Genomic DNA, 12,577 nt, shown 5'->3' with positions numbered 1-12,577 from the left:
AACTGCTTATGTATGTCGGCGCCGCGGGGTGCTCGGGAGATTTGTAGATTCCCTCGCGCCGGAACTGGGAGGTAATGACGCTACCCCCTTGCGCAGCTGCGGTATTCGGCGTAGTGTCGAACACAAGTTCGAATGCGCCGCGGTTCCCGATCCTCGGATCCGGTGAGCCGCAGACCGCGACTTCGGTCGCCGCGAGGTTCGACGGTCCCTGTCCGGGGGTCGTGCGGGCTGTGTGTGTTTGATGGTGCCCTTGGTTGGGTGCTGTGGGGGAAGTCGGTTTCCGTTGTGGACGCCACCTGTCTTGATGTGTTTGTTGATGCGTTGATCGATGATCTCGCTGCGGTGCCCTCGGAGGATGATGTCGGGCCGGGCTTGGGTCGGTTGCTGGATTGTGCTCGGCCGGTGGTCGATGACCAGGCGTTATTGGCGGTGTTGGTTGCGGCGGTGTCGGCGCGGAATCTGCTGGATTTTGTGATCGCTTCGGCGGTGGCCGCGGCTGAGCGGGCGGGTGTGCCGGGGCGGCGGCACCTGCGCACCGGGACTGACCTGCTCCGGTTGTTGGGCATGGCCCCGGGTGCGGCGACCCGCGCGGTACGGGTCGGGCGGATGGCCCCGTCTTTGGGGGCGTTGACGACCGCGCAGCGGTTGGGTGGGATCGGTATCGAGTTCGCCGACGCCGTCGGCAAAGGTGTCACCCATATCGAGGCTCGGGTGCCCTTATCCGACGACGATCGGGCGGCGGTGGTGCGCGCGTTGATGGTGCAGACCACCCCGGCCGAGGTGGCGGCGAAGGCGAGGGCGATCGCCCTCGACCGCGCCGCGAGTCTTCCGCCCGAGGAGCGGGTGGTGCCGGTCGCCGAAGACACCACGCTGAATGTGATGACCTTGGTCCAGAACGCCGAGGGCCGGTTTGAGGCCATTCTCGACCTGGATGTCGGGACCGGGGAAGAGCTGTGTGCGGCGTTGGATCCGTTGTGCCGACCGGTGCCCTTGCCGGACGGCTCTCCGGACCCGCGGTCCATTGATACCCGGCGGGCGGAGGCGATCGGGCAGGTGCTGCGCACCTATTTGTCGCAGTCGCGGCGTCCGATGTCCGGCGGGGTGCTCCCACACGTCACCCTCATCCGTCCGGTGCACCCGGGGGTGAGTGGGGGCGCGGTGGATCGGCTCGGGTTCGCCGGACCGGTCAGCGCCGCGACCGCGGACCTGATCGCCTGTGACGCGACGTTGACCTCGGTGGTCGTCGACCACACCGGAGTACCGCTGGACGTCGGCCGGGCCGAACGGCTGTTCACCCCGGCCATCCGCACAGCACTCGGCGTGCGTGATGGTGGGTGTGCCCATCCGGGGTGTGGACGCCCGGTGTCCTGGTGCGATGCCCACCACATCCAACCCTGGAGCGCCGGGGGCACAACGAGTGTGGACAACGGGGTGTTGTTGTGTCGGCTGCATCACGGCGTGATCCATCACGGTGGCTGGCGGGTCTATCTCGGTAGGGATCGCCATCCCTGGTTCATCCCACCCCGCACACCCGGGGAACCCGAACCGGAGCATCTGCGATCGCAGGCCCGACGCACCATGACCGACCTACCGACCGCCGCATAACCCAAAGCGCCCAAAGCCACAGCGCACCTTGACAACTGAACAGAGAAACCGCCCCTGTGGGTGGGCCTAGCCCCGCTGCAACTCCGCACGGATCACGTCGACGAATTCGTCGACATCCTCGGTGGTGGTGTCCCAGGCGGTCATCCAGCGCACCTCGCCGCGGGCCCGGTCCCAGTCGTAGAAACGAACCTGTTCGCGAATGCGATCGGCGGCGCCGTTCGGGATGATCGCGAAGATAGCGTTGGCCTGGGTCTCCTGGGTAAAGGTGAGTCCGGGAGGCGGGTCGGCTTCCAGGGCGGTGCGCAGTCGGGCGGCCATCGCGTTGGCATGTCGCGCGCTGCGCAGTCCCAGCTCGTCATCGAACAGACTCAGCAGCTGCGCTGAAGCGAAGCGCATCTTGCTCGACAGCTGCATGGTGAGCTTGCGTAAGTAGACCAACCCCGAGACGCGGTCGGGGTCCAGCACCACCACCGCCTCGGCGGCCAACAGCCCGTTCTTGGTGCCGCCGAGACTGACCACGTCGACGCCGGCCTCGGTGGTGAACTCCCGGAACGGAACGTCGAGAGCGGCGGCCGCATTCCACAATCGCGCCCCGTCCACATGCACCGACATCCCACGGGAGTGGGCGAACTCGGCCACGGCACGGACCTCGTCCGGGGTGTAGAGCGTGCCCATCTCGGTGGACTGGGTGATGCTGACGGCCAGGGGTTGGGCCCGGTGCTCGTCACCCCAGCCGTATGCCTCGCGAGCGATCAGGTCGGGGGTCAGCTTGCCATCGGGCGTCGGCACCGTCAGGAGTTTGTGGCCCATCACCCGTTCCGGGGCGCCGGCCTCGTCGGTGTTGATGTGGGCGGTCTGTGCCGTGATCACCGCGCCCCAGCGCGGAAGCAGACCGGTCAACGCCACCACATTGGCACCGGTCCCGTTGAAGACGGGGAAAGTCTCGGCGGCCGGACCGAAGTGGTCGCGGATGACCTCCTGCAGTCGGACGGTGTACGCGTCCTGGCCATAGGCGATCTCGTGTCCGCCGTTGGCCGCGGTGATCGCGGCGACGACCTCGGGATGCGCGCCCGCATAGTTGTCGCTGGCGAAACCGCGCCGATCGGGATCGTGAAGTGTGGTGATGGGCACGGGATCCATCCTTCCAGCGGTCGCGGTCGGTCCGCCGCGTAGCCGATACATTGCTCTCATGGTGCTCGCGGCCGAAGAAGAGGCGATCGTCGAAACCGTCCGAGAGTTCGTCGACAAGCAGGTCAGGCCGGTGGTGCACGAACTCGAGCACGCCAACACCTACCCCGAGGACCTCATCGACACGATGAAGGAGATCGGAATCTTCGGGCTCTCCATCCCGGAGCCCTACGGATTCGGCGCGGTGTCCATGCCTTGTTACGTGCGGGTCGCCGAGGAATTGGCCCGCGGCTGGATGAGTCTGGCCGGTGCGATGGGCGGCCACACCGTGGTGTCCAAGCTGATTCTCCTGTTCGGCACCGAGGAGCAGAAACAGCAGTATCTGCCCCGGATGGCCACCGGCGAAATAAGGGCCACGATGGCGCTCACCGAGCCCGGTGGTGGCTCGGATCTGCAAGCCATGCGCACGGTGGCCCGCCGCGATGGCGAGGACTACGTGATCAACGGGTCCAAGACCTGGATCTCGAATGCGCGCCGTTCGGACGTGATCGCGCTGCTGTGCAAGACCGATCCGGACGCAGACCCGACGCACAAGGGCGTATCCATTCTGCTCGTCGAGAAGGAGTCGGGATTCACCATTTCCAAGGACCTACCCAAACTCGGTTACAAGGGCGTCGAAGCCTGCGAGCTGAACTTCACCGACGCGCGCGTCCCCGTTACCGCGCTGCTGGGTGCGGACGAAGGTAGGGGGTTCGCGCAGATGATGAAAGGCCTTGAGGTGGGCCGACTTCAGGTTGCCGCGCGGGCGACCGGTGTTGCTCGGGCGGCTTTCGACGATGCCCTCCGATACTCACAGGACCGGGAGAGCTTCGGAAAGCCGATCTGGGAGCATCAGGCCGTCGGCAACATGCTCGCCGAAATGGCCACAAAACTTGCCGCGGCGCGGGCGCTGTTGCTGTCGGCGGCAGAGAAATTCGACTCGGGCCAGCGGGTGGACATGGAGGCCGGCATGGCGAAACTGTTCTGCTCGGAGGCGGCCATGCAGATCGCGTTGGATGCGGTACGAGTACACGGTGGGTACGGGTACTCGACCGAGTACGACATCGAGCGCTACTTCCGAGACGCCCCACTGATGATCGTGGGAGAGGGCACCAACGAGATCCAGAAGGGCGTCATCGCAAAGCAACTCGTCAAACGCGGTGGGCTGAGTATCTGAGCCGCACTTGATCACGACGATTTGTTCCAATCGGTGCCGCGATGAGATTGTCGGGGTACTCGGGTCTACGTGAACATGAATGTCGTGGATCTACCGGTCATGCCGCCGCTGGAGCCGATGTTGGCGAAGGCGCAGACCTCAGTGCCCACCGATACGGGCACGTGGTCCTATGAGCCGAAGTGGGACGGTTTCCGGGCGCTGGTCTTCCGCGACAGGGACGCCGTGGTGCTGCTGTCACGCAGCGGAAAAGACCTGGGCCGGTACTTTCCGGAGGTCATCGAGGCTGTGCGTGCGGAGATCGCCCCGCGGTGCGTGCTGGACGGTGAGATCGTGGTGCCGCGGGATATCGCGGGCAGGACCCGGCTGGACTGGGAGTCGCTGAGCCAGCGCATCCATCCCGCCGAGAGCCGCATCAACAAACTCTCGAAGGAGACCCCGGCCCATTTCATAGGCTTCGACGCTCTCGCTGTAGGCGACGCATCGCTGATGCAGGACTCGTTCCGACTGCGCAGAGAAGCGCTGATCGACGCCGTCGACGAACGGGACTGGTGCCATGTCACCCGCACCACCGAGGATTCCAGCCTTGGTGCACAGTGGTTGCGCGAGTTCGAGGGTGCCGGTCTGGACGGGGTGATCGCGAAACGCCTTGAGGGACCCTATCTGCCGGGTAAGCGCGAGATGGTCAAGGTCAAACACCGTCGCGATGCTGACTGCGTGGCTATCGGCTATCGCATCCACAAGAGCGGTGAAGGCATCGGATCCATCCTGCTGGGTCTCTATCGCAATGACGGTGAACTCCAGATGGTCGGTGGGGCAGCCTCGTTCACCGCCAAGGCGCGGGTGTCGTTGTTGGCAGAACTTGAGCCGCTGCGCATCGGCGACGACGTCCGCGACGGCGAACCGAGTAGGTGGAACTCCGCGGCCGACAAGCGGTGGATTCCGGTGCGGCCGGAGAGGGTCTGCGAGGTGGCCTATGACCAGATGGAGGGCAACACCGGTGAGCGCCGATTCCGGCATGCCGTGAAGTTCATGCGCTGGCGCCCCGACCGCGACCCCTCCAGCTGTACCTTCGACCAACTCGACGTCCCGATGAATTACGACCTGCGCGACATATTGGAGACCCGATGATGGCACGTCCTGCGACAGAACTCGACGTCGATGGAGTCGCGGTGCGGCTCACCAATCCGGACAAGATCTACTTCCCTGCGCTGGGCGCCGACGGCGCCAAAGGCAAGGTTGTCGACTATTACCTGGCGGTGGCCGAGCCGATGGTCGCGCTGCTGCGTGACCGCCCCGTGCACCTGCAACGTTTTCCCGACGGCATCGACGGTGAGGAGATCTACCAGAAGCGCGTACCGCAGAAGCACCCCGATTACCTGCAGACCTGCACCGTCACGTTTCCCTCGGGGCGTACCGCGGACGCACTCAAGATCACCCACCCGTCGGCGATCGTATGGGCAGCCCAGATGGGGACCATCACCATGCACCCGTGGCAGGTGCGCTGCCCGGACACCGAGCACCCCGACGAACTGCGCATCGATCTGGACCCCCAGCCCGGAACCGGATTCGCACAGGCGCGTGAGATCGCCGTCGACGTGCTCAAACCGGTGCTGGACTCGTTGGGGCTGGTCGGATATCCCAAGACGTCCGGAGGGCGCGGTGTGCACGTGTTCGTGCGCATCCGACCCGACTGGGACTTCATCGCGGTGCGGCGGGCCGGCATCGCGCTGGCTCGCGAGGTCGAGCGCCGCGCACCCGACGCGGTGACCACCAGCTGGTGGAAGGAGGAGCGTGGCGAGCGGCTGTTCATCGACTACAACCAGAACGCCAGGGACCGGACCTTCGCGTCGGCGTACTCACTTCGTAAGACACCGATCGCGACGGTGTCGATGCCGCTGAGTTGGGACGATCTGGCCGATGCCGATCCAGATGATTACACCATTGCGACCGTTCCCGATATCGTTGCCCGGCGCGAAGATCCATGGGCCGGCATTGACGACACCGCGCATTCGCTGGAGGGCTTATTGGAGCTGGCCTCTGCCGATGAGCAGGAGCGTGGTCTCGGGGACTTGCCCTACCCGCCCAGCTATCCGAAGATGCCGGGCGAACCACCGCGTGTGCAGCCGAGTAAGAAGGTCGCCGAGCACTGGGATGCCGACGGAAACCGGATTACCGATTAGCGGAGCGGGACGACTCCGGCGCCGACGAGCTCTTGCGTTTCGGTCTTCAGGTGCGAGGCGGCGCTGGAGGCGACCGCGACCGAGCTGAACTCCGCCGCACCGAGCAAGAGCAGTGGCCACATGGTGCCCGCCACGGCGCTGAGGAGCAGCCCGTGCGGAACGGGATTGGCGGGGTCGTTGAGGCGTCGGCTGGCCATGAAGATGATGGCGGTACTGACCACCCAACCGATCAGGTACGCGACGACTGCCGTTTCGACCACGGTGTCTCCCCTCTCACCGGCGAAGCGGATCGTGCCAGCCACAACCTGGCCGGCGATGTTCAGCTAAATGTAGCCCCCGCCCGATCTTGGCGGAAGGGCTGTGTGGATCCTGTGTTTGCCGACATTTGCCAGGTCAAAGAGGCAAAGGGACCCCAGCAACCTCTCAGTTCGTTGCCAGAGCGCGCGGGGTCGGCGGCGGAAAATTGGAGCTGCCTTCGCGCCCGCGGCGGGCAGGTCTGGCGGCCTCCGCGCCCTAGGGCCGGCCCCATCCGGGCACCGACACGGCGAATGGTCGCAGGTCGAAAGCAGATGACGGTTCCGAACCGGCCCCGGTTCGACCTGCGATATCTATAACCGCTGATCACGACGATTTCTGGGCGCCTGATGTCGCGGCCCGAGATCCGTGCGGTGAAGTACCGCGTCCGCGGCAAGGGCATCGTGTGAGTGCCATGCGCGCGGCCGCGGCGCTGACCGGACCGCCGACGTGGCGGGATTCATCGTTGGGCCGCTGAAATCTGTGCGCGCCGACACCTTTTCTAGATGATGTCGCGTAGATCACCTGTCATCGCCGGAGCATTGCCAGCAACGGCGCCGCGATGCCCGCCCCGAACGTCGGAATGATTGGTGGATTTCCACATGGGACATCCGTTTGCCGCGTGTCGCGGCCTGATACCGACCTGTCGAGGTCAGACGCCTGCCAGCAGGGCGGCCTTGCCGAGTCGGTGTTGGCCGGCCCGGTCGACCCAGGTGAGGTCCAGGACGTCGCCCGGATAGTGCCGATCGAGCACGCGGGTGAGATCGGCGGCGGATTCGATCCGCACGCCGTCGATCGTCAGGATGACGTCCCCGTTCGCCAAGCCTGCACCGGCCGCGGGCCCGTCGGGCATCACATCGTGAACGAGGACGCCTGGGAACGACTCATGCTGCTCGGCGCTGCTGACGCCGACTCCGAGCAGAGTGGGCGGGCCGATGTGCACCGTGTCGGACGGAGTCCTGGATCGGATCTGGTTGGCGATGCTCATCGCCTCGTTGATCGGGATGGCATAGCCCTCGCCGCCTGGGCCCATCCGGAAGTTGACCGACGCTGCGGTGGTCACCCCGACGATCTCTCCGGCAGCGTTCACCACGGGTCCGCCGGAGTCGCCCGCTCGCACCGGTGCGGCGAATTCGAACAGACCGGTCATCTCGGTCGCAGTGCCGGACAACTCGTCCTCGGCGCTGATCGTGCGGCCGAGGGCGGAGATGGAGCCGAACTCACGGGTCAGTGGATTGGCGCTGCCCTGGGCATTTCCGATGGCCACCACTGGTTCACCGACCACGAGACGCGCCGAATCCCCCACCGGTGCCGGCGCCAGTCCACCGGCGCCGCGGAGCTGGAGGACGGCGATATCGCGGCCGCGGTCATAACCCAGGATGTCGGCGCCATAGGTGGCGCCGCCGACCACCGCGCTGATCACGTCTGCACCTTGGACGACGTGGTAATTGGTGAGGACCTGGCCGTCGGGATCGAGCACGATGCCGGTGCCGGTACCCAGGATGTGCTGGTAGTCGACGATGGTGTCGATACGGACCACAGACGGCTCGACGCGGTCGGCCGCGGCCGCGACATCAAGGGGTTCGGCACTCGCAGAACCGGCGGGGACCAGTAGTGCCAGCGATAAAAACACCGCCGATGCCGTGATCCAGCGTGTTACGTGGACTATGCCCATGTGTCGCCCATTCTGCAGGTTGAACCTCAATACTGACTGCACCAGTGCGAACTGTCGACGTCAGCAGGCGCAGAGCCCGTCAGCTCTCGGTCGCGACTCCGCCTCGGGTGCGGGTCCGGCGGGTCTTGCCGGCAGGCCGGCGGTTACGCAGCTTGCCCGCGGGTTCATCCGTTGCTTCCGACTCGTCGGTCTCTTCCGGCTCGGTGGCGTCGGCCGTCTTCTCGTCGGTCGCGGCGTCGTCGGACTCTGTTTGGTCGGACTTTGTTTTTTCGGACTCTGCCTCAGCCGTGTCCGCCTCGGAGGCCTCGATCTCGGGCCCGGCCTCGGGCTCGGCCGCTGCGGTTTCTTCGACGGCTTCGGTCTTGCGACCACGCTTCTCGCGCTTGGGGGCCAGCGGTTTGGGCGGCGGAGGTGGCAGTTCGGCGACGAAAGCCAGGTAGAAGGCGAACGCGCCGAGCAGTGCGAGAGCCGCCGCTGCCCCGTAGATGCCGAAAAGCCATTGGCCGACATTGTCCAGGTCCAGCCAGATCTCACTGATGCCCGCGCCGAGAATCAACAGACCCGCTGCGACATGGCCGACGATCGACCACACCCGAAGCTGCAGGGCCAGGGTCGGGGTGCCGAGTTCGGGCTTGCGGGTTCGCTGCAGCGTCAGCAGCACCGGCAACGCGGTGAGGACCACCAACACGCCGCACACGATGCGCATGACCGTGCCCAGCGTCGCGGGCCACTGGCCGGTCAGCTCGAACCAGCGGGGCAGGACGAAGAGAAAATAGAGAGCCCCGGCGATCACCAGCGACGACGCGTGCCATAGCGATGCGATACCGCGCCGCATATTCCTCCCTTGACGTCCGCCCGGACGATCGTTGTGGTCCCGGGGCGTGACCGCGATGTTCTCGATCACGCCCCGGACCAACGGCGGAGGATAGGGGATTTGAACCCCTGAGGGCTGTTAACCCAACCCGCGTTCCAGGCGAGCGCCATAGGCCACTAGGCGAATCCTCCGTCGGCCATGTTAGCCGACCGCGGGACCAGCTCCGACCAACCACCGGTCTTGCGGATCTCGAAGGGGTACTACACTCGTCACTCGGACCCCGCGCGGCGTCCATCCTGTGAACTCCCCCAGGGCCGGAAGGCAGCAAGGGTCAATGGGCTCTGGCGGGTGCGCGGGGTCCCCTTCATGTTCACGGCTTGTCGGAAAGGCCCGCAGTGTCGTTTGAGTCCCTCGGCCGTGACGAACTGTCTGCGCAGCATGAACTGCAGCAGCGTAATTATGCGGAGCTCAAGGCCCAAGGCCTGCAGCTCGACCTCACCAGGGGGAAACCGTCTCCCGAGCAGCTCGACCTTTCCAACCGTCTGCTGGAGTTGCCCGGCAACGGTCGCGACGCCTATCGGGACGCCGACGGCACGGACACCCGCAACTACGGCGGCCTGCACGGGCTGCCCGAACTGCGCGCCATCTTCGGTGAGCTGCTCGGCATCCCGGCGTCCAATCTGATCGCCGGGAACAATGCCAGCCTTGAGTTCATGCACGACTCGGTCGTGTTCTCCCTGCTACGAGGCGGTGTGGAGTCGCCCCGACCGTGGTCGCAGGAACCGGGTGTCAAATTCCTCTGCCCGGCCCCGGGGTACGACCGGCACTTCGCGATCACCGAGAGCTATGGCATCGAGATGATCCCGGTTCCGCTGCGCGAGGACGGACCCGATGTCGACCTCATCGAGGAACTGGTCGCCCACGACCCCGCCGTGAAGGGCATGTGGTGCGTGCCGGTCTACTCGAACCCGACCGGCACCACCTATTCGCCAGAGGTCGTGCGCCGGCTCGTTCAGATGCCGACGGCCGCTCCGGACTTCCGGTTGTTCTGGGACAACGCCTATGCCGTGCACACCATCACGCCCGAATTCGCCGAGCAGGTCGATGTGCTCGGGCTGGCGGCCGAGGCCGGTAACGAGAACCGGCCGCTGGTGTTCGCCTCTACGTCGAAGATGACCTTCGCCGGAGCCGGGGTGAGCTTCTTCGGCGGCTCCGACGCCACGATCGCCTGGTACCTACAGCACGCCGCCAAGAAGTCGATCGGTCCGGACAAGGTCAACCAGCTGCGTCATCTTCGCTTCTTCGGCGATGCCGCCGGTGCCCGCGCGCACATGCAGAAGCACCGTGAGCTGCTGGCGCCGAAGTTCGCACTGGTCGCCGAGATCCTCGAAGACCGGCTCGGGGATTCGAAGATCGCCAGCTGGACCGATCCCAAGGGCGGCTATTTCGTCAGCCTCGATGTCCTCCCGGGGACCGCCAAGCGGACCATCGCGCTGGCCAAGGACGCCGGTATCGCCGTCACGGCCGCCGGTGCGGCGTTCCCGTACGGAAAAGACCCCGAGGACAAGAACATTCGTATCGCGCCGAGCTTCCCCTCGGAGTCCGACCTGCGTTCGGCGATCGACGGTCTGTCGACCTGCGCGCTGCTGTCGGCCACCGAAGCGCTGCTGGCGCGCGACTAGTCGGCCGCGCTGGGTAACCTGGGCGACCGTGGCGCTCTACCGCAAGTACCGACCCGCAAGCTTCGCCGAGGTGGTCGGCCAGGAGCATGTCACCGACCCGTTGTCGACGGCGCTCTCGGCGGGCCGGATCAATCACGCCTACCTGTTCTCCGGCCCGCGCGGCTGCGGTAAGACGTCCTCGGCCCGCATCTTGGCGCGCTCGCTGAACTGTGAGCAGGGCCCGACACCGACGCCGTGCGGGGTGTGCGACTCCTGCGTCGCGCTGGCCCCGAACGGCCCGGGCAATGTCGACGTGGTCGAGTTGGACGCCGCCAGCCACGGCGGTGTCGACGACACCCGTGAACTGCGCGATCGAGCGTTCTATGCGCCCGCCCAGTCGCGGTACCGCATCTTCATCGTCGACGAGGCGCACATGGTCACCACGGCCGGGTTCAACGCGCTGCTCAAGATCGTCGAGGAGCCGCCGGATCACCTGATCTTCGTCTTCGCCACCACCGAGCCGGAAAAGGTGCTACCGACGATCCGGTCGCGCACCCACCACTATCCGTTCCGCTTGTTGGCTCCCAAGACCATGCGCGGGCTGCTGGAACGGATCTGCGCCGACGAGGGTGTGACGGTGGATGACGCCGTCTACCCCTTGGTGATCCGCGCCGGTGGCGGCTCGCCACGTGACAGTCTCTCGGTGCTCGACCAGTTGGTCGCCGGTGCCGAGGGCAACCGGGTCGTCTACCAGCGGGCGTTGTCGCTGCTGGGCGCAACCGATGTCGCCCTGATCGACGAGGCGGTGGACGCGTTGGCCGCAGGCGATGCCGCCGCGCTGTTCGGCGCCGTCGAATCGGTGATCGACGCCGGCCATGATCCGCGACGTTTCGCCACCGACCTCCTGGAGCGGTTCCGCGACCTCATTGTGATGCAAGCGGTTCCGGATGCCGCCGACCGTGGTGTGGTGGATGCACCCGACGGTGTCCTCGAACGGATGCGCGATCAGGCCACTCGGTTGGGTGCAGCGACCCTTGCCCGCTATGCGGAGGTCGTGCACGCGGGACTCGGCGAGATGCGCGGGGCCACCGCGCCCCGGCTGCTGTTGGAGGTGGTCTGCGCACGGTTGCTGCTTCCGTCGGCACATGACACCGAATCGGCTCTGCTGCAACGTATCGAGCGCATCGAGACACGGCTGGACATGGCCATCCCCGGCGCGCTGCCGAATGCGGCACCCGCCGAAACGCCACCGGTGCCCGCCCGCCAGTTCGTGCGTGCCAGCCGTGCGCAGGCCCAGGCGGAGTCCAAGTCCGAGCCCAAGTCTGAGGCCAAGTCCGAGGCGGGGGCCCCGGCTCCCGTTCCGCCACCGCGGCCCGCGCCGACCCCGGTGCCCGTTCCCGAGCCGACGCCCGTGCCTGTTCCTGAACCGCAACCGCGGCCCGAGCCGACACCGGCTCCAGAGCCCGCGCCGAACCCGCCGCCCGCACCGACCCCGCAACCGGTCCCGGTTCCCGAACCCTCACCGCAACCACCCGCCCCGGTACCGACACCGGCTGCCGCCGCGGTCGGAGAACCCGATGCCGCCGCGGTGCGCGCGTTGTGGGATACGGTGCGCGAGAAGGTCAATGCCCGCAGTAAGCCGGTCAACGCGATGTTGGCCGACGCGATCGTCCGTGCGGTCGACGGCGACACCCTGGTGTTGAGCCACCGGGCCCCGCCGCTGGCCAAGCGGCTCAACGAGCAGCGCAACGTCGATGTGATCTGCGAGGCGCTCAAGGATGCGCTGGGCGTCAATTGGCTGATCCGGTGTGTGCCCGACACCGGTGAGCCGGTGCCCTCGGACACCGAGACGGCGGCGCGGCCGGACCCGGCAGCCGAGGAGGAGCGGATGCTTGCCGAGGCGAGCGCCGACACCTCCGACGTCGTCCGTCGTGATCCCGAGGAAGTGGCCATCGAGCTGCTGCAGAACGAACTCGGGGCCCGTCGGATCGAGAAGGGCTAGAT

At 66.5% G+C, this 12,577-nt stretch carries 10 protein-coding genes, 1 tRNA gene and 1 other RNA gene; 7 read left to right on the top strand and 5 right to left on the bottom strand.

The features are described from left to right. Positions 1-285: 285 nt before the first annotated feature. On the top strand, positions 286-1,605 hold the full coding sequence (locus tag PGN27_RS12680; RefSeq protein ID WP_335326430.1) for an HNH endonuclease signature motif containing protein: 1,320 nt from the start codon (positions 286-288) through the stop codon (positions 1,603-1,605). 66 nt (positions 1,606-1,671) lie between these two features. Here the strand turns inward: PGN27_RS12680 and PGN27_RS12675 are convergent, their stop codons facing one another. After that, positions 1,672-2,736: a threonine aldolase family protein gene (locus PGN27_RS12675; RefSeq protein ID WP_335326429.1), complete on the bottom strand. Its 1,065-nt coding sequence runs from the start codon at positions 2,734-2,736 to the stop codon at positions 1,672-1,674. A 58-nt stretch (positions 2,737-2,794) separates the two neighbouring features. Between PGN27_RS12675 and PGN27_RS12670 the strand changes: the two genes are divergently transcribed. The 3 genes from PGN27_RS12670 (at position 2,795) to ligD (ending at position 6,129) form a co-directional block, all read left to right on the top strand. Further along, complete coding sequence (locus tag PGN27_RS12670) at positions 2,795-3,949, top strand: acyl-CoA dehydrogenase family protein (RefSeq protein ID WP_335326428.1); 1,155 nt, start codon at positions 2,795-2,797, stop codon at positions 3,947-3,949. Between the two features lie 75 nt (positions 3,950-4,024). Next, entirely contained in the window at positions 4,025-5,077 is a 1,053-nt protein-coding gene (locus PGN27_RS12665) for an ATP-dependent DNA ligase (protein ID WP_335328723.1), read from the top strand. Continuing rightward, on the top strand, positions 5,077-6,129 hold the full coding sequence (gene ligD, locus PGN27_RS12660) for a non-homologous end-joining DNA ligase (protein WP_335328722.1): 1,053 nt from the start codon (positions 5,077-5,079) through the stop codon (positions 6,127-6,129). Before PGN27_RS12665 ends, ligD begins: the two co-directional genes overlap by 1 nt. Here ligD and PGN27_RS12655 read toward each other — a convergent pair. From PGN27_RS12655 to PGN27_RS12640, 4 genes are all read right to left on the bottom strand, one after another. Next, positions 6,126-6,389 carry a hypothetical protein gene (locus PGN27_RS12655; RefSeq protein ID WP_138158210.1) on the bottom strand — a complete coding sequence of 88 codons (264 nt, stop codon included), beginning with the start codon at positions 6,387-6,389 and terminating at the stop codon, positions 6,126-6,128. The genes ligD and PGN27_RS12655 overlap by 4 nt on opposite strands. Positions 6,390-7,075: 686 nt before the next feature. Further along, positions 7,076-8,098, bottom strand: coding sequence for a S1C family serine protease (locus PGN27_RS12650; protein WP_335326427.1), 1,023 nt, complete (start codon positions 8,096-8,098; stop codon positions 7,076-7,078). 79 nt (positions 8,099-8,177) lie between these two features. Then, positions 8,178-8,933 (bottom strand): lipid uptake coordinator LucA, encoded by a 756-nt coding sequence (lucA, locus tag PGN27_RS12645; RefSeq protein ID WP_335326426.1) that lies wholly within the window; start codon positions 8,931-8,933, stop codon positions 8,178-8,180. An 84-nt stretch (positions 8,934-9,017) separates the two neighbouring features. Further along, positions 9,018-9,103, bottom strand: a tRNA-Ser gene (locus PGN27_RS12640). An 81-nt stretch (positions 9,104-9,184) separates the two neighbouring features. On the opposite strand from PGN27_RS12640, the gene ffs reads away from it, so the two are divergent. From ffs to PGN27_RS12625, 3 genes are all read left to right on the top strand, one after another. Further along, positions 9,185-9,279, top strand: an RNA gene (gene ffs, locus PGN27_RS12635) — signal recognition particle sRNA small type. A 28-nt stretch (positions 9,280-9,307) separates the two neighbouring features. Beyond that, complete coding sequence (locus PGN27_RS12630; RefSeq protein WP_335326425.1) at positions 9,308-10,594, top strand: aspartate aminotransferase type Ic; 1,287 nt, start codon at positions 9,308-9,310, stop codon at positions 10,592-10,594. 28 nt (positions 10,595-10,622) lie between these two features. Then, positions 10,623-12,575 carry a DNA polymerase III subunits gamma/tau gene (locus tag PGN27_RS12625; protein ID WP_335326424.1) on the top strand — a complete coding sequence of 651 codons (1,953 nt, stop codon included), beginning with the start codon at positions 10,623-10,625 and terminating at the stop codon, positions 12,573-12,575. Positions 12,576-12,577: the final 2 nt, after the last annotated feature.

Source organism: Mycolicibacterium neoaurum (assembly GCF_036946495.1).
Taxonomy (GTDB): Bacteria; Actinomycetota; Actinomycetes; order Mycobacteriales; family Mycobacteriaceae; genus Mycobacterium; species Mycobacterium neoaurum_B.
Note: the sequence above shows the minus strand (reverse complement) of the source record. Positions and strands in the feature narration are given on the sequence as shown.

Excerpts from the sequence above, each read along its gene's own strand:
- lucA (WP_335326426.1), bottom strand. The coding sequence starts at position 8,933 with ATGCGGCGCGGTATCGCATCGCTATGGCACGCGTCGTCGCTGGTGATC.
- ligD (WP_335328722.1), top strand. The coding sequence starts at position 5,077 with ATGGCACGTCCTGCGACAGAACTCGACGTCGATGGAGTCGCGGTGCGG.
- PGN27_RS12650 (WP_335326427.1), bottom strand. The coding sequence starts at position 8,098 with ATGGGCATAGTCCACGTAACACGCTGGATCACGGCATCGGCGGTGTTT.
- PGN27_RS12665 (WP_335328723.1), top strand. The coding sequence starts at position 4,025 with ATGAATGTCGTGGATCTACCGGTCATGCCGCCGCTGGAGCCGATGTTG.
- PGN27_RS12670 (WP_335326428.1), top strand. The coding sequence starts at position 2,795 with ATGGTGCTCGCGGCCGAAGAAGAGGCGATCGTCGAAACCGTCCGAGAG.